The following is a 17,183-nucleotide window of genomic DNA, read 5'->3' as shown; positions in this document are numbered from 1 at the left end:
TTACCATATTAGCGAACTAAAGGATTTTTGCTTTTTTATTATAATAATTGTGATAATTTATAGGATTCTGTCCAGTTTTTTGATACTATTTATAAATTAAAGAAATATATGGTAAAAAATATTCATTATATTAAAAGGATGTGCAGTCGTGACAAAGCCATTTATGTTTGAAAAACCGTTAGGCATGAGAGATACGCTGCCGGAGCTTTATGAAACAAAAGCAGCGGTCCGAAATAAAATGAGTGATGAAATTAAGAAATGGGGCTATCAATTTATTGAAACTCCAGCTTTAGAATATTATGAAACGATTGGTGAGGCATCAGCGATTTTAGATCAACAATTGTTTAAGTTACTGGATCAGCAAGGGCATACACTTGTTCTTCGCCCAGATATGACGACACCGATTGCGCGTGTTGCGGCATCTAAGTTATTAAATCAAAGAATTCCATTGCGCTTAGCGTATTCTGCAAATGTGTATCGAGCACAGCAGCGCGAAGGTGGACGTCCCGCTGAGTTTGAACAAATGGGCATTGAATGCATTGGCAACAAGTCGACTAGTGCTGACGCAGAAATGATTGCTTTAATGGCTGACGTGTTAAAAGCGGCAGGATTAGAGAAATTTAAGATTACGATTGGGCATATCGGATTTGTTCAAGAGTTGTTCCTAAGTATTTTAGGAAATGAAGAAAGAGCAGCGGTACTACGTAAATTTTTATACGAAAAAAATTATGTAGGCTATCGTGAGCATGTGAAATCTTTAACGCTTTCTTCTATTGATAAGCAACGATTAATTGAATTTATTTCCCTTCGAGGCGGAGAAAACACGTTAACAAAAGCACTTGACCTATTAGAAGGAGAGCATGGTCGTGAGCAGCTTTCTGAGCTGCAAGAATTGGCAGTTCAATTAAAAGAATTTGGTGTTGATCAATATGTAAGCTTGGATTTAACACTTGTCAGTCATATGAGCTACTATACAGGAACGTTATTTGAAGTATATGCAGGCGGGGTTGGTTCACCAATTGGAAACGGGGGCCGCTACGATAACCTTCTTGATAAATTCGGATGGGATGCATCGGCAACAGGATTCGGCATTCGCATGGATCGTTTGGTGGAAGCGATTGGTGAAATACAGGAAGCGGACGTACCAGAATGTATTTTATTTAGCCCAGAGCGTCGTAAAGAAGCGTTAGACTTTGCTAAGCATAAGCGTGCGGAAGGCATTATGGTAACGATTCAAGATATTAATGCAGTAGAAAATGTAGATGCTTATACAAGAACGTTTTCAGATGTACATTTATTTGTAGGGAATGGAGGGAGAGTAAGCAATGAGTAGCTTTTTAACAATTGCAATGCCAAAAGGAAGAATTTTTGAAGAGGCTGCAGAGATGTTGCGTAAAGCAGGCTTTCGTCTTCCTCCTGAATTCGATGATTCACGTAAATTAATTATTGAAGTCGAAGAGGAAAATTTACGTTTTATATTAGCGAAGCCAATGGATGTTGTGACATATGTTGAGCATGGAGTAGCGGATCTTGGAATTGCCGGGAAAGATGTAATGCTTGAAGAAGAACGCGATGTGTATGAGCTTCTAGATTTAAAAATTAGTGCCTGTTACTTAGCGGTGGCAGGGCTCCCAAATACAAAAATTAGCGATATTGCGCCAAAGATTGCGAGTAAATATCCGAATGTTGCTTCAAGCTATTTCCGTGAACAAGGTGAGCAAGTCGAAATTATTAAGTTAAATGGTTCAATTGAATTGGCGCCATTAATCGGCTTGGCAGAGCGAATTGTTGATATTGTGTCAACGGGGCAAACTTTAAAGGAAAATGGGCTTGTTGAATATGCACGAATTGCGGATGTTACATCACGATTAGTAGCGAACCCTGTAAGCTATCGAATTAAAGAAGAGCGGATTACGGAAATTGTCGACCGGTTAGCAGAAATTATCGAATAAGTGATTGGATTTTTTAAATGAGGTGAGCGTATGAAAATTGAACGATTAACAAAAGACCTTTCCTTGAAGCGCTCGGTTGACTCGGGGACCGAGGATCAAAGAAAAGCCGTTCAAGATATTATTAATGATGTGAGAAAAAACGGAGATGCGGCTGTATCTCAATACACAGAAAAATTTGACGGTGTACAAGTTAAGGAATTACTTGTTTCCGAAGCAGAATTAGAAGCTGCTGTCGCAACTTTACCAGATCAACAGCTGGCGATTATACAAGAAGCGGCAGATAATATTCGAAAGTTCCACGAGAAACAAACGCGTAATTCGTGGATGACGACAGATGAAACAGGAACGATGCTGGGACAAAAAATGACGCCCCTTGATGCGGTTGGTGTCTACGTTCCTGGTGGTACAGCTGCTTATCCATCCTCTGTATTAATGAATATTATGCCGGCTAAAGTAGCGGGTGTAAAACGAATTGTCATGGTTTCTCCTCCAGGGAAAGATGGTTCATTATCTGCGCCTGTATTAGCGGCAGCCAAAATTGCTGGTGTAACAGAAATTTATAAAGTTGGTGGCGCTCAAGCGATTGCGGCACTTGCTTATGGAACCGAAACGATTGCTAAAGTCGATAAAATTGTCGGACCAGGGAATATTTATGTAGCGCTTGCTAAACGAGAAGTGTTTGGTGATGTAGCGATTGATATGATTGCAGGACCTAGTGAAATTGCGGTTTTAGCAGATGAAACAGCGGTTGCTGCGGAAGTTGCAGCTGACCTTTTATCACAAGCAGAGCATGATGCTCGTGCATGCAGTGTACTTATTACGACTTCGCCTGAATTAGCCGAAGAAGTGGCAAGTGAAGTGGAAAAGCAGCTTGCTTTGCTGCCTCGTCGTGATATTGCCGCAGCTTCTATTGCTGATTACGGTCGAATTGTTGTATGTGACAGCTTAAATGAAGCCATTGATGCTGTAAATGAATTAGCACCGGAACATTTAGAAATTATAACGCGTGATGCGATGGAAGTCATGGCACAGATTCGACATGCTGGAGCGATTTTTATCGGTCGTTTTAGCTCGGAACCTGTCGGAGATTATTTTGCTGGACCGAACCATGTATTACCGACAAATGGAACAGCTCGTTTTTCTAGTCCATTGAATGTTGATGATTTTCAAAAAAAATCAAGCATCATTATGTACAGTGAAACAGCTTTTCGACAAAATGCTGAAAAAATTGCTACGTTTGCACGAATGGAAGGTCTTGAAGCACACGCTCGTGCCATTGAAGCTCGTAAAAAATAAGAGAAGTTCAAGGTCAGCGCTGGCCTTGAACTAGATACTAAATATCGAAAATATACTTTCTTACCTTATATATAGATACGATTGGACAGAAGGAGGGTTTATAATGGAGCGTTCTGCAAGTATTGAACGAAAAACGAATGAGACGAATATTAAGTTGGACTTTTCAGTTGATGGAGAAGGAAAAGCTTCGATTGAAACAGCTGTTCCATTTATGACACATATGTTAGATCTGTTTACGAAACACGGAAAATTTGATATGACAATCGATGCAAAAGGGGATACAGAAATCGATGATCATCACACAACAGAAGATATTGGGATTTGTCTAGGGCAAGCTCTTTCACAAGCTCTTGGTGATAAACGCGGGATTAAGCGTTATGGAAATGCGTTTGTTCCAATGGATGAAGCTCTTGCACAAGTTGTTATTGATTTAAGTAATCGTCCTGCTTTTGAAATTCGTGCGGATTTTCCTTCACAAAAAGTAGGTACATTTGATACGGAATTAATTCATGAATTTTTATGGAAATTTGCCCTTGAAGCACGAATGAATTTACACGTCATCGTGCACTATGGTCACAATACACATCACATTATTGAAGCAATTTTTAAAGCGTTAGGAAGAGCTTTAGATGAAGCAACAATGATTGATCCGCGTGTCAAAGGAATTCCTTCAACGAAAGGGATGTTATAAATGATTGGTATTATTGATTATGGGATGGGAAATTTATTTTCCGTTACGAAAGGATTGGAACGTCTTGAAGCACAGTCCTTTATTTCAAATAATCCGGAAGAGTTAGCGAAAGCAAGCGGACTGATTCTGCCAGGTGTAGGTTCATTTCGTGACGCAATGAATTTGTTAAAAGAAACAGGGCTAGATACGTTTGTTAAACAATATGTGGCGAATGGCGGTTATTTATTAGGAATTTGCCTTGGCATGCAGCTATTGTTTGATGAGAGCGAAGAAAATGGTCCAGCAGAAGGCCTATCGTTGATTCCTGGGAAAGTTGTTCGTTTTACTGGAGAGGACAATGGTGAGAAGTATAAAGTGCCTCACATGGGTTGGAACCGCCTTTCTTTTAATCAATCTTCACCATTATTAAAAGGGTTAGAAGAAGACTATGTGTACTTTGTTCATTCTTATTATGCACAGACGGATGCAAGCTTTGTTACAGCTTCAGCCGATTATCATGTGGCAGTTCCCGCGATTGTGGGCAGCGGCAATGTGTTCGGGATGCAGTTTCACCCAGAAAAGAGCGGACAAATGGGGATGTCGTTATTAAGAAATTATTTGGCGTTAGTGGAAGGGAAGGATCAGGCATGAGCGAGTTCAAGATTTATCCAGCCATTGATATGCGCGGTGGCAAATGTGTACGTTTAATTCAAGGAGATTATAATCAAGAAACGGTTTATGGCGATTCTCCTTTTGATATGGCGAAAAACTTTGCAGACCAAGGAGCAGAGTGGATACATATGGTGGACCTTGATGGGGCTAAAGAGGGCAGCCGTATTAATGATGCGTATGTGATTCAAGCAGCGAAAGAATTAGGAGCAAAAATTCAAATCGGCGGCGGTATTCGGACGGAAGCGGATATTGCTACGTATCTTGATAACGGAGTCGAGCGTGTTATTTTAGGAAGTACAGCGGTTTCGGACCCTGCTTTTACAAAAGACATGATTCGTAAGTATGGAAAGCATATTGCCATTGGAATTGATGCAAAAGATGGCCTTGTTGCAACGCATGGCTGGCTTCAAACATCTGAAACATTAGCGATTGAACTTGGAAAAGCATTAGCGGATGCTGGTGCCGAAACATTTATTGTAACGGATATTGCAACAGACGGCATGTTGTCTGGTCCGAATGTACAAGGTGTTGTGGCGATGGCAGAAGCGACAGGAAAAGGGGTTATTGCTTCTGGCGGGATTAGTTCATTGGATGACTTGGCGGCTCTTCAAAACTATGAAAAGAGTGGTATTATCGGTGCCATTATCGGAAAAGCAATTTATACGAATCGCTTTACAGTAAAAGAAGCACTAGAAAAGGTGCGTGGTTAACATGCTCACAAAACGTATTATTCCATGTTTGGATGTGAAAGATGGACGCGTTGTAAAAGGAGTTCAATTCGTGTCGTTACGCGATGCTGGGGACCCGGTTGAATTGGCTGCTTTTTACGATCAAGAAGGAGCCGATGAGCTTGTTTTTCTTGATATTTCTGCTTCACATGAAGGACGTGAAACGATGGTTGATGTCGTTCGTTCAGTAGCAGGAAGCTTAGCCATTCCTTTTACCGTTGGCGGCGGGATTAACTCGTTGGCTGATATGAAGAAAATTTTACGTGCCGGTGCGGATAAAGTATCGCTGAATACAGCGGCTGTTGTTCGTCCTGACCTAATTAATGAAGGCTCTGATTATTTTGGGGCGCAATGTATCGTTGTGGCGATTGATGCTCGCTATGATGAAGAGCTTGGTTCATGGCGCGTCTATACCCATGGCGGTCGAACGGCGACCGATTGGGAAGTTGTTGCTTGGGCGAAGGAAGCGGTAAGCCGCGGGGCTGGCGAAATTTTATTAACGAGCATGGATTGTGACGGTGAGAAGCAGGGCTTTAATATCGCTTTAACAAAAGCGGTAAGTGAGGCGGTCTCTGTTCCTGTTATTGCTTCAGGCGGAGCAGGGAACGCGGAGCATTTCCAAGAAGCGTTTGAAGAAGGAAAAGCGGATGCTGCTTTAGCCGCTTCTATTTTCCATTACAAAGAAACATCCGTTAAAGAAGTAAAGTCGTTTTTGAAGGAACAAGGAGTCGTTGTACGATGAAAATCGAAAGCATTAAATTCGATGAAAAAGGGCTTGTACCAGCCATTGTTCAAGATGCCAATACAAAAGAAGTGTTGACACTTGCTTATATGAACAAAGAGTCTTTACAATTATCAATGGAAAAGGGGGAAACGGTGTTCTTTAGCCGTTCTCGCCAAGAGCTTTGGCATAAAGGGGCTACAAGTGGCAATACACAAAAGATTGTGGATATAACATTTGATTGTGATCAAGATGCATTAGTTGTACGCGTTATTCCAAATGGTCCGGCGTGTCATACTGGTACAACAAGCTGCTTTACGAAAACAATCTACCAAGACAAAGGGGCGAACAACATGGCTAATCAAGATGCTGCATTTTTATTTGAACTAGAAGAATTAATTGGAAAACGAAAAGAACAAATGCCTGAGGGTTCATACACAACGTATTTATTTACAGAGGGCGTAGATAAAATTTTGAAAAAAGTCGGTGAAGAAGCAGCGGAAGTTATTATCGCAGCGAAGAACCGTGATGCAGAAGAACTGAAATGGGAAAGTGCAGATTTACTATATCACTTACTAGTTTTACTTCAAGAACAAGAGCTTCCATTGCAAGAAGTGTTAGCTGTATTAAAAGAAAGACATGCATCAAAAGAAGAGAAGTAATAAGCAGGGGGGCTGCTCTGAAAGTCATAAAAAATGGCTTTCGGGGCAGCCCTTCCGTATATTTAAATTTAATCAAACGTTTGATTAAATGAAAAAAATCAATAAACACAAGGGTTTAACTGCTTTACACTCTATAGAAATTTTATAAAAAAGACACGTGATTATTCATGCAATCATGCACAAACCTGCTACAATAGATATATCTGTGAATTTTCTAGTTCCTGTTATTTATTTACTGGTTCGGCAAATAATCAGCATTATGATATACTACTGTAGTTAACAACTTGTGGATGGAGGATTACATGAGTAAAGACGCTAAACTAGGACAGCCGGCGAAAGTATTGTCCTTTTACCCGACTGGGGAATATTACTTCACTAAGGGATTAAAAGCATATCACAAACGTGAATTATATAAAGCAAAAAAATATTTGGAGAGAGCGCTTGAGCTTGAACCAGGAGAGCCAATGATTGCGTGTCAGTTGGCTATTACATGTACGGAAATTGGCGAATACAATTACTCGAATAATCTTCTTGAAAATATTCTAAACGTGCTGGATCCTTATATGACTGAATGTCATTACTTCTTAGCCAATAACTATGCGCATCTGGGTATGTTTGAAGAGGCGTATCGTCATGCTAATGCGTATCTTGATAAAGAAGAACACGGTGAATTTAGTGAAGAGGCTGAGGATCTTCTTGAACTCATTATGTTCGAAACAGATGAAACGGAAGAAAGCTTGTTTAGTCAAGATGGACTCATTATGAAGCAAGAAAAAGCACGTGAATATTTAGAAGCGGGAAATTTTCCGAAAGCGATTGAAGTACTAAAGAACATGATTGAAGAGTATGAAGATTACTGGTCTGCTTATAATAATCTAGCGCTGGCCTATTTTTATTTAGGGCAAATCGATGAGGCGTATGCCACCTTAGAAGAAGTGTTAGAAAAGAGTCCAGGAAATTTGCATGCCCTTTGTAATTTGGCTGTGTTCCATCATTACCAGCAGGATGAAGTGAAGCTGGGAGAGTTAGTCAATACATTAGCGAAGGTTCGTCCAATTTTAATCGAGCACCGTTTTAAATTAGGTGCAACTTTTGCGTTAATTGGAAAGTATTCATTAGCGTACAAATGGTTAAAGCAGCTGCAAAAGAAAGGATTTGAAGGCGACGCCTCTTTTTATTTTTGGTTAGCTACGTCTGCATACCATTTAGGGCATGAACTGACTGCTCATAAGGCTTGGAAAAAAGTCGTGGAAATAAATCCTGATAAAGAGGGAATGGAGCCTTGGAGCGAATCCAATGTAGCGATTGCTGGCTTTGAACATCATTTGCCATCTATTTTAAAACGTTTAGAAAGCGAACATATTGAAGAAAGATTGTTTGCGATTTTTCTTGTAAAGCATTCAAAGCATAAACAAAGCTTAGTGAAAAATAAGTTATTTATAAAAAATACAGCTTTTACATCCTTAGAAAAGAGCTATGCTGATTGTGTAAAAGATATCAATAAAGAGCGAGAGCTGACGGTCATTGATTTTGCGGATCGAACAGCGGATTTACTGTATCAGCATTTTAAGCCGATTAAATTGACTGAAGCGGGAATTTACTTACTATGGTTTTCCGTATTTGTGGAAGCGGTGAAAGTACAGCATAAATTTAATAATCCTGCTGGCTGGGCGGCTGCTCTTGAGTATGTGTGGTATCAGATTCGTGATGAGAAAAAAAGCCAGGCAGCAATTGCCGAGAAGCACTTTATTTCCGTTTCTACCATTTCGAAGTACATTAAGCTTGTTCAATCTTTCTTAAACTGAGCAAATATTTGGACTGATGATTATTTGTTATATAGGATAATAGATAGGAAATACTATCGTTAATTAATTGGTTGGAAAGTCAGAAGGAGTGAACAATGTGACAGAAGAAAAAATTTATGATGTAGTAATTATTGGGGCTGGTCCAGCTGGAATGACTGCTGCTGTTTATACATCTCGTGCGAATCTTTCTACATTAATGCTAGAGCGTGGAATGCCAGGCGGACAAATGGCAAACACAGAGGAAGTGGAAAACTATCCAGGATTTGAAACAATTCTTGGACCAGAGCTTTCTACCAAAATGTTTGAACATGCTAAGAAGTTTGGTGCTGAATACGCTTATGGTGATGTAAAAGAAATCATCGATGGCGAAGAATATAAAACAATTATTGCTGGTTCAAAAGAATACAAAGCGCGTTCCATCATTATTTCTTCAGGTGCTGAGTACAAAAAAATCGGTGTTCCCGGTGAGAAAGAATTAGGCGGACGAGGCGTATCTTATTGTGCCGTATGTGATGGTGCATTCTTTAAAGGAAAAGAATTATTTGTAATTGGGGGCGGAGACTCAGCTGTTGAAGAAGGTGTGTATTTAACTCGCTTTGCTTCAAAAGTAACGATTGTTCACCGTCGCGATGAGCTTCGTGCTCAAAAAATTCTGCAAGATCGTGCTTTTGCGAATGAAAAAGTTGATTTCATTTGGAATACGACATTGAAACAAATTAATGAAAAAGATGGCAAAGTAGGTAGTGTAACGCTTGTATCTACTGTTGATGGCACAGAGACAGAACATCCAGCAGATGGTGTCTTCGTTTACATTGGTATGCTGCCATTAACGAAGCCGTTTGAAAACCTAGGTATTACAAATGAAACAGGTTATATCGAAACGAATGAACGAATGGAGACAAAAGTAGCTGGAATCTTTGCTGCTGGAGATGTTCGTGAAAAAACATTGCGTCAAATCGTAACAGCTACAGGAGACGGAAGTATTGCTGCTCAATCTGTTCAACATTATGTAGAAGAGCTAAAAGAAAAGTTACAAATAAAAGCATAAATGTTTCACTGGAAAAATTTAATCATATCGTCATTCTGTTTTAACTAAGCTGTAACACAGCTGAAATAAAGTTTAGGTATAGTAAGGGTAAGTAATTGACCCCCTTTTATAAGTAAACACGTTGTTGCACAGATCATTTTGGTCTGTGTCTTTTTTTGTGTGTAAGAAGAACGTCTGGAATTTTTTGATTTCCTTTAAGGCCTCGTCTAGTTCACCACCTCGGAGAATAGAGGATGTATCTGTCGGTTCTTTATGTTATATGGCTGTCGCGCTTCGCATCTTAAAATGACGGGCGTTGTTCATTGAGAGCTTATAGTAAAAAGAGTATAATAAAAAGATATAACATACATGAGTTTTGGCGAAAATAGACTTCTAAGAATCAGAAAGTATAAGATTTTCGAAACGCTTTGTTGTCTAGCTCCATCTTAGAGGCTCCGAGCCCTTCGAGGTACTTCGATTTAGCCGATAGAAAGTAAAAGAGTCGCTTCACATTTCGACTCGCAAGCAGCTGTTGGAGCTAATCAAGGCACTTACGCTTTTCTTATTACTATACAAATTCAGCCTGTTTAAGTTAGTAGAGGGCAATCGAGGTGATAAATATGCAACGTGTGACAAATTGTGTATTAATAAAAGATAATCAGATTTTGCTTTTGAAAAAACCTAGACGAGGTTGGTGGGTTGCTCCGGGAGGCAAGATGGAGCCTGGAGAATCCGTTCGAGATGCCTGTATTCGCGAATACCGAGAAGAAACAGGTGTGTATCTGAAAAATCCATCGATTAAAGGCATCTTTACTTTTATTATGAAGGATGGAGACAAAGTCCTGACAGAATGGATGATGTTCACATTCTATGCGACAGAATCAGATGGAATTAATAATGATGTGTGTGAAGAAGGGGAACTTCATTGGCATCCGATAGATGAGACGAAAGAACTTGCGATGGCAGAAGGAGATCATCATATTTTAGAATATATGATTCACGGTAAAGGCATTATTTATGGGACATTTACGTATACACCAGAATTTAAATTGCTTTCTTATCGATTGGATCCAGGTTGATTATAAAGAATGATTATAGGCGGGGGTGAAGAATTTGAACGAACTGAAGAATGAAACACAATTAGTCATTATTACAGGAATGTCTGGAGCAGGAAAAACTGTAGCGATTCAAAGCTTTGAGGATTTAGGCTTTTTTTGTATTGATAATTTACCACCTGCGTTATTGCCAAAATTTTTAGAGTTAATGAAGGACTCTAGGAATAAGATGAATAAAGTAGCGATTGTGATGGACTTGCGTGGACGTGAGTTTTTTGATTCCTTATTCGTTGCTTTAGATGATTTGTCGCAAACACCATGGGTCGTTCCACAAATTCTCTTTCTTGATGCTGACGATGCATCGTTAGTGCGAAGATATAAGGAGTCAAGAAGGACGCACCCACTTGCTCCACTTGATCGTCCTTTAGAAGGAATTAAGCTTGAACGTGATCTCTTAGATGAATTAAAGGGAAGAGCGCAGCTAATTTACAATACATCACAATTAAAGCCGCGTGAGTTAAGAGAAAAAATCACGATGGAATTTTCCACTAGTAAACAACCTGTATTTACAGTCAATGTGATGTCTTTCGGCTTTAAGCACGGTATCCCAATCGATGCTGATCTTGTATTTGACGTTCGCTTTTTACCGAATCCTCATTATATTGAACATATGCGACCACAAACAGGGTTGGAAGAAGAAGTATCGAATTATGTGCTCAAATGGAGTGAAACAAAGAAGTTTTTAGAAAAAGTAACTGATTTGCTTACGTTTATGCTGCCATATTATAAACGTGAAGGGAAGTCCCAGTTGATTATTGCAATCGGCTGTACCGGTGGTCAACATCGCTCTGTTGCGTTAACAGAATATCTTGCTAACTATTTCAAAAAAGATTACACAACGCAGATTTCTCACCGTGATATCGAGAAGCGTAAGGGGAAACAGGATGCCAAAAAAACAGAAGCAACCTAAAGTAGTAATTATTGGCGGCGGAACAGGGCTGCCGGTATTATTACGAGGGCTCAAAAAACATCCTGTCGATATTACAGCCATTGTGACAGTTGCCGATGATGGGGGAAGCTCCGGCCGACTTCGTGAGGAAATGGATATTCCGGCTCCTGGAGACATTCGGAATGTATTGGCTGCGATGTCAGATGTGGAGCCATTTATTGAAAAAATGTTTCAACATCGTTTTACTGAGAAAAATGAATTGTCTGGCCATTCTCTTGGGAATCTCATTTTGGCAGCTATGACTTCCCTAACGGGTGACTTTGTTCATGCGATTCAAGAAATGAGTAAGTTTTTGAATGTGCATGGAAAAGTTTTACCGGCTGCGAATCAAAGTGTTGTGTTACATGCAGAGATGGAGGATGGTTCGATTGTAAGCGGTGAATCGAAAATCCCTTTCTCAGGTAAGCGAATTAAGAGAGTATTTCTTACACCGGAACATATTAAACCACTAAGTGAAACGTTAACAGAAATTAAGCGGGCAGACTTAATTGTTATTGGACCGGGCAGCTTGTATACAAGTATTTTACCTAACTTGCTTGTTCCCGGAATTGGGGAGGCGATTGTAGAAGCCTCTGCGAAGAAAGTATATATTTGTAACTTAATGACACAAGCTGGCGAGACACTTGACTATACAGCAAGTGACCATGTGAAAGCGCTGTATAACCATGTTGGCTGTTCTTGTATTGATAGCATTTTAGTGAATAATGAAGAGGTTCCTCGCGAAGTTCAACAACGTTATGAAGAGGAATTCGCTAAGCCCGTTGTTTATGATGTGGATAGCTTAAAGAACATGGGGCTTGAAATTATTCAAGATCGGATTTTTAGTTATGAAGGACATGTGGTACGCCATGATACGAAAAAAGTAGCGGAGTTACTTTATCATATGATTGAAAAAAAGTAAGAAGCAGCGGGGAATGGTAAGCTGTAAATTGTCTAGCTCCAGCGGCTAGCTTGCTGTGAAAAACATAAGAGAGTCGCCAAAAGGCAAACAGTATTTGTGGGGACTCTTCCTATTTTTTTCACGAGCTGTTCGAACCGCCTACGCGTTTCTTCTTGTAATCGATTGGAGGTGAACAGGGTGTCTTTTGCTTCGGAAACAAAAAAAGAATTGACCACTTTAGAAAGCAAGGGCTGCTGCAGCAAAGCAGAACTCTGTGCGCTTATACGCATGAATGGATCTCTTTCATTTTCTAATCGAAAGTTAGTTATCGATATTCAAACAGAAAATGCAGCAATTGCTAGAAGAATTTATACGCTGCTTAAAAAGAGCTATGAAGTGCAAGTAGAATTGCTAGTTCGAAAAAAAATGAAGCTAAAAAAGAACAATGTATATATTGTAAGAATATCAGCTGGCGGACAAGAGATTTTAACGGATTTAGAGATTTTAGGTGAAGGGTTTGAAATTCTTCACCATTTATCCGATAACATCATAGGTAAGAAATGTTGTAAGAGATCTTATTTAAGAGGTGCTTTTTTAGCTGGAGGGTCGGTCAATAATCCAGAAACGTCGTCGTATCATCTAGAGATTTTTTCACTTTATAAAGAGCATAATGATGCACTATGTGAGCTTATGAATATATTTGGATTAAAGGCCAAAACGTTAGAACGTAAAAAAGGGTATATTACGTATTTAAAAGAAGCCGAGAAGATTGCAGAATTTTTGAGCGTAGTCGGTGCGCATGCTGCTTTATTACGATTTGAAGATGTTCGTATTGTAAGAGATATGCGTAATTCGGTGAACCGGCTTGTTAACTGTGAAACCGCCAATTTAAATAAAACGATTGGAGCTTCTTTACGACAAGTGGAAAACATTCGGTATATTGAAGAGACGGTTGGCTTAAGTGTGCTGCCAGATAAGCTTAGAGAAATTGCAGAGTTAAGAGTCGCTTATCAAGATGTGACATTAAAGGAATTAGGTGAGATGGTATCAGGCGGGAACATTAGTAAGTCAGGTATTAATCATCGGTTAAGAAAGATTGACGAAATTGCAGATAAACTTCGTGGAGGAGAAGCATTGTCGGCGAAGAAATAAAGGGGATAGGAGGAAGATGGGATGGTGGAAAAACAAATAGAAGTACAATTGAAAACAGGATTGCAAGCTCGTCCAGCCGCTCTTTTTGTTCAGGAAGCAAACCGTTTTAATTCAGACGTCTATTTGGAGAAAGACGGTAGGAAAGTAAATGCTAAAAGCATTATGGGATTAATGAGTCTTGCTATTAGCTCCGGTGTATCGGTGAAGGTTATTGCTGATGGGAAAGATGAGCAAGAAGCGTTAGAATCGCTCGTCCAGTTTATTCAACAAGAAGGATAATACATCGAAAAAAAGCGTCCTATAATAGGACGCTTTTTTCGATAAGATAAAAGAAAATGTAATATAATATGCTTTAGTGTCTAGCCTCAGACACCTTACATTTTTCTTACTTAAGATTCTTTTTTCTCTTCTAGTACATTGCGAGTAATAACTTTATCGATTAAGCCGTATTCAAGTGCTCGTTCAGCTGTCATGAAGTTATCGCGCTCTGTGTCTCGTTGAAGAGTTTCTAACGATTGACCAGTGCGGTCGGCTAAAATTTGGTTTAATTTTTCTTTTAAGAAAAGGATGCGACGAGCAGCAATTTCGATTTCTGTTGCTTGACCTTGTGCACCGCCAAGTGGTTGGTGAATCATAACTTCACTGTTTGGAAGAGCGAAACGTTTTCCTTTTTCACCCGCTGCAAGTAAGAAAGCACCCATGGAAGCAGCCATTCCGATACATACAGTTGATACATTTGGTTTAATGTATTGCATTGTATCGTAAATTGCCATACCAGATGTAATACTTCCACCAGGGCTATTAATGTATAGAGTAATATCTTTCTCTGGATTTTCTGCCTCTAGGAATAATAGTTGAGCAACAATAGAGTTGGATACATTATCATCAATTGCGCTTCCTAGCATAATAATCCGGTCTTTTAATAAGCGAGAATAAATATCGTAGGCACGTTCCCCACGGTTTGTTTGTTCGATAACTGTAGGAATTAAGTTCATGTTTAGTTCCTCCTTTGATTAAGAAAGTGGTTAAATTTGTTTATGTATGTATGATACACTTTTTGGTCAATTTAGGTCAAACAAAACAAACTTATTTATGTATATATTTGTTCGACATTTTTCTAGTGACTCCTCCCAAAGGTTTGGATTTTACCTCTTCTTTGTTGCAATTTTTAATTAACCGTGAAAGTACTTTATCCATCATATCCAAACGTGGCAAATTTAAACCATAAATTCACTTGCAAACATACCATATCTAGCCTATAATGAACTGTATTAAAAAAATGATTTTGCCCTCGTGGTGCAACGGATAGCACGTGAGATTCCGGTTCTTAAGATGTGGGTTCGATTCCTGCCGAGGGCGTCCAATAATGTCAGTGTTTGCGGTGCCTCTGCGCTATTTTATTAGCGTGGGGGTGCCGTTTTTATTTGCGCTATTTCCTTCAAAAAACACCGCGAAAAATACTACGCATACTATAGCCGACCTTTAAAAGGGGGCTTTACCACAATGAAACGCAGAAATACCGTTACCAAAGCAAGCGCTAGGCTTGTTCTTCAAGCAGAGACCACCAATCAAATAAAACCTTATCACGAAGCTGTTGCGGAATTTATAAAGCATTGCCAAATTAAAGGGTTATCTTCGCATACCGTCGACTTCTATGTCAAGGAGTTAAAGCAGACCCGTCGAGCCTTTGCGGAAATAGATGCACCGTTGCATAACTTGCGTCAATTCCAAACGCATCATATCGAGCAGCTTATTGAACATCACCAAGCCTTAGGACGAGCAGTGAGTACGATTAATTCACGGCTTCGAGCAAGTCGCACATTCTTTTCATTCTGTCTGCGAAAAGAGTACGTTACAGCCAATCCACATGATGGCGTTAATCAGTTAAAGGCACGCCATGAAGTTGGCCCAACGTTTACCAAGCGACAACTTAAAAAGTTACTTGATGCGCCTGATCTAACAACTTTTATAGGACTACGCGACCTAACTATTATGTTAACGCTGGCTCATACCGGCATAAGGCTCACTGAATTAACGTCATTATGCGTACAGGACGTCAGTTTTGATGGGAAAGGATCAATTACAGTACAGCGCGCTAAGAACCGTTATGCCCGTAGAATCCCCCTTACAGACCGTTTAAAGACCGTTCTACATGCTTATATGGAAGAACGTGGCGTGCTAGATACGGATGCCTTATTTATTAGCGTAGAGAATAAGCCATTTCACGCAAGAAGTATACAAGACAGAATGCGACACTATGGCATGCAGACGGGGGTCAGCAAGGAAGTAGCAGTAAGTCCGCACGCCTTTCGTAGAACATTCTGCCGTTTGAAGGTAGAGGCTGGTACTAATATTTTCGTATTGCAACGCTTAACAGGGCATCAGTCATTAGAAATATTAAGGCGGTATGTAGAGATATATGGAAGAGATTTAGAGGAAGCCATCGAGCAAGGTTTCGACGGTATTTAAAACAAAAAAAGAAGCGCCAAGCTACTCGTAATAGCTGGACGCCCGATGTTACAACAATATTAACAAAAGTATATCGCGAAAAAAGCCGAATTGCAAGGCTTGTTCCTGCATGCGCTTCAAACCGAACATACTTTCGTTTTTTAGGGCCAGGCGCTTCCGTGAGGGGAGCCGTTAACAATGCACTATTTATCGCAGTATCAGACATTCGAAAATAAGCAGCAATTAAACGAATCTATATATCAGCACATCAAGCGTAACAGCTACGAACTAAACGACACTGATCGTGCCACCCTTAAAGCAATCGCTCGTTATGCAGTTAAGTTTGCAGGCGCGGTGCACTTAAAGGCGGCCACTATCGCTGAGCTAATCGGTAAAAGTGAGAAAACAGCACGCCGAGTCCTTGCGAAATTAGCCAACTTGGGCATCGTTAGAAAAGTACCTACTACGCGAAAAGTGAACGGAGGCAAGGGCGCTAATATTATTCAAATACTTCCGTTTGTCCAGTCGAGCGTGTCCAATCGTGAGCAAGCGGACAAGCTTACGGAGAGTAAGGCTGAGGCAATGAAAAGCGAAAATGAACCATCGGATTCTATTAAGCTTTTAAAAAAATCTTTTAAAAATACGTATCCTGCGGAAAAGTCCGTTGATTTACAACCGAGAAAAGTTTCGACTCCTTACAGTCAATTCCACGATATGGTGAGCAACTTCATTAAGGATCAGAAATTAACTAACCGCCTGTACGGTATTTACTTGGCACAAACTAAGAGCCTGCGCAATTGCTATGAGCCATCCGAGCTACTTGCGGAAGCTATAGAGGCTATTAAGGTAACGTTCCAGGCAACTAAACGTAAGCAATTGCGTAACCTTTGCGGCTACTATTCAGGCACACTTCGTAAGCTATTAGACGGTCTATACCATGAGACAATGCAGGAACTGTACGATGATAGCGATAATGTGCCGGCTTGGTTGTGCGGTTGGTGAGGAGAGAGTAATATCCGTATATTCACGTCTATTCTGTCGGCAATGCTTGCCGGGGGAGAGCCTTGCGAAAAAGTAGGAGTGCGCTTAATTGCTCAAAACTAAAC

The 17,183-nt window shown here is 40.0% G+C and carries 18 protein-coding genes and 1 tRNA gene; 18 read left to right on the top strand and 1 reads right to left on the bottom strand.

The window, feature by feature from the left end:
• Positions 1-148 precede the first annotated feature (148 nt).
• The 15 genes from BAOM_RS21550 to BAOM_RS21480 all read left to right on the top strand — a co-directional run bounded on the left by BAOM_RS21550 (position 149) and on the right by BAOM_RS21480 (position 13,908).
• The gene (locus tag BAOM_RS21550; RefSeq protein WP_127762045.1) at positions 149-1,333 is read left to right on the top strand and encodes an ATP phosphoribosyltransferase regulatory subunit; all 1,185 of its coding nucleotides are present in this window, start codon (positions 149-151) and stop codon (positions 1,331-1,333) included.
• Entirely contained in the window at positions 1,326-1,952 is a 627-nt protein-coding gene (gene hisG / locus BAOM_RS21545; protein WP_119117679.1) for an ATP phosphoribosyltransferase, read from the top strand. The genes BAOM_RS21550 and hisG overlap by 8 nt, the downstream gene beginning before the upstream one ends.
• Positions 1,953-1,982: 30 nt before the next feature.
• Positions 1,983-3,248, top strand: a complete 1,266-nt coding sequence (gene hisD / locus BAOM_RS21540; protein WP_127762044.1) for a histidinol dehydrogenase — start codon at positions 1,983-1,985, stop codon at positions 3,246-3,248.
• A gap of 103 nt (positions 3,249-3,351) precedes the next feature.
• Positions 3,352-3,939, top strand: coding sequence for an imidazoleglycerol-phosphate dehydratase HisB (hisB, locus tag BAOM_RS21535; RefSeq protein WP_119117681.1), 588 nt, complete (start codon positions 3,352-3,354; stop codon positions 3,937-3,939).
• A complete protein-coding gene (hisH, locus tag BAOM_RS21530) occupies positions 3,940-4,569 on the top strand; it encodes an imidazole glycerol phosphate synthase subunit HisH (protein ID WP_127762043.1) in 630 nt (209 codons plus the stop codon).
• Positions 4,566-5,300, top strand: a complete 735-nt coding sequence (gene hisA, locus BAOM_RS21525; RefSeq protein WP_127762042.1) for a 1-(5-phosphoribosyl)-5-[(5-phosphoribosylamino)methylideneamino]imidazole-4-carboxamide isomerase — start codon at positions 4,566-4,568, stop codon at positions 5,298-5,300. Before hisH ends, hisA begins: the two co-directional genes overlap by 4 nt.
• Position 5,301: 1 nt before the next feature.
• Complete coding sequence (hisF, locus tag BAOM_RS21520; RefSeq protein ID WP_127762041.1) at positions 5,302-6,060, top strand: imidazole glycerol phosphate synthase subunit HisF; 759 nt, start codon at positions 5,302-5,304, stop codon at positions 6,058-6,060.
• Complete coding sequence (gene hisIE, locus BAOM_RS21515) at positions 6,057-6,701, top strand: bifunctional phosphoribosyl-AMP cyclohydrolase/phosphoribosyl-ATP diphosphatase HisIE (protein WP_127762040.1); 645 nt, start codon at positions 6,057-6,059, stop codon at positions 6,699-6,701. The genes hisF and hisIE overlap by 4 nt, the downstream gene beginning before the upstream one ends.
• Positions 6,702-7,003: 302 nt before the next feature.
• Positions 7,004-8,506, top strand: a complete 1,503-nt coding sequence (locus BAOM_RS21510) for a tetratricopeptide repeat protein (RefSeq protein WP_127762039.1) — start codon at positions 7,004-7,006, stop codon at positions 8,504-8,506.
• A gap of 97 nt (positions 8,507-8,603) precedes the next feature.
• Complete coding sequence (gene trxB / locus BAOM_RS21505; RefSeq protein WP_127762038.1) at positions 8,604-9,554, top strand: thioredoxin-disulfide reductase; 951 nt, start codon at positions 8,604-8,606, stop codon at positions 9,552-9,554.
• Between the two features lie 599 nt (positions 9,555-10,153).
• The gene (locus tag BAOM_RS21500) at positions 10,154-10,612 is read left to right on the top strand and encodes an NUDIX hydrolase (RefSeq protein WP_127762037.1); all 459 of its coding nucleotides are present in this window, start codon (positions 10,154-10,156) and stop codon (positions 10,610-10,612) included.
• 34 nt (positions 10,613-10,646) lie between these two features.
• Positions 10,647-11,558: an RNase adapter RapZ gene (gene rapZ / locus BAOM_RS21495; RefSeq protein ID WP_257467475.1), complete on the top strand. Its 912-nt coding sequence runs from the start codon at positions 10,647-10,649 to the stop codon at positions 11,556-11,558.
• Positions 11,533-12,498, top strand: a complete 966-nt coding sequence (locus BAOM_RS21490) for a gluconeogenesis factor YvcK family protein (RefSeq protein WP_127762036.1) — start codon at positions 11,533-11,535, stop codon at positions 12,496-12,498. Before rapZ ends, BAOM_RS21490 begins: the two co-directional genes overlap by 26 nt.
• A gap of 177 nt (positions 12,499-12,675) precedes the next feature.
• On the top strand, positions 12,676-13,629 hold the full coding sequence (gene whiA / locus BAOM_RS21485; RefSeq protein WP_127762035.1) for a DNA-binding protein WhiA: 954 nt from the start codon (positions 12,676-12,678) through the stop codon (positions 13,627-13,629).
• A gap of 21 nt (positions 13,630-13,650) precedes the next feature.
• Entirely contained in the window at positions 13,651-13,908 is a 258-nt protein-coding gene (locus BAOM_RS21480) for an HPr family phosphocarrier protein (RefSeq protein WP_127762034.1), read from the top strand.
• 110 nt (positions 13,909-14,018) lie between these two features.
• Here the strand turns inward: BAOM_RS21480 and clpP are convergent, their stop codons facing one another.
• Positions 14,019-14,624: an ATP-dependent Clp endopeptidase proteolytic subunit ClpP gene (gene clpP / locus BAOM_RS21475; protein ID WP_127762033.1), complete on the bottom strand. Its 606-nt coding sequence runs from the start codon at positions 14,622-14,624 to the stop codon at positions 14,019-14,021.
• A 292-nt stretch (positions 14,625-14,916) separates the two neighbouring features.
• Between clpP and BAOM_RS21470 the strand changes: the two genes are divergently transcribed.
• From BAOM_RS21470 to BAOM_RS21460, 3 genes are all read left to right on the top strand, one after another.
• Positions 14,917-14,988, top strand: a tRNA-Arg gene (locus BAOM_RS21470).
• 144 nt (positions 14,989-15,132) lie between these two features.
• Entirely contained in the window at positions 15,133-16,098 is a 966-nt protein-coding gene (locus BAOM_RS21465; protein ID WP_127762032.1) for a tyrosine-type recombinase/integrase, read from the top strand.
• 177 nt (positions 16,099-16,275) lie between these two features.
• Complete coding sequence (locus tag BAOM_RS21460; protein WP_127762031.1) at positions 16,276-17,079, top strand: helix-turn-helix domain-containing protein; 804 nt, start codon at positions 16,276-16,278, stop codon at positions 17,077-17,079.
• Positions 17,080-17,183 lie beyond the last annotated feature (104 nt).

The organism is Peribacillus asahii (assembly GCF_004006295.1).
Lineage (GTDB): Bacteria > Bacillota > Bacilli > Bacillales > DSM-1321 > Peribacillus > Peribacillus asahii_A.
The sequence above is the reverse complement of the archived record's forward strand: the minus strand, read 5'-3'. Positions and strand labels throughout refer to the sequence as shown.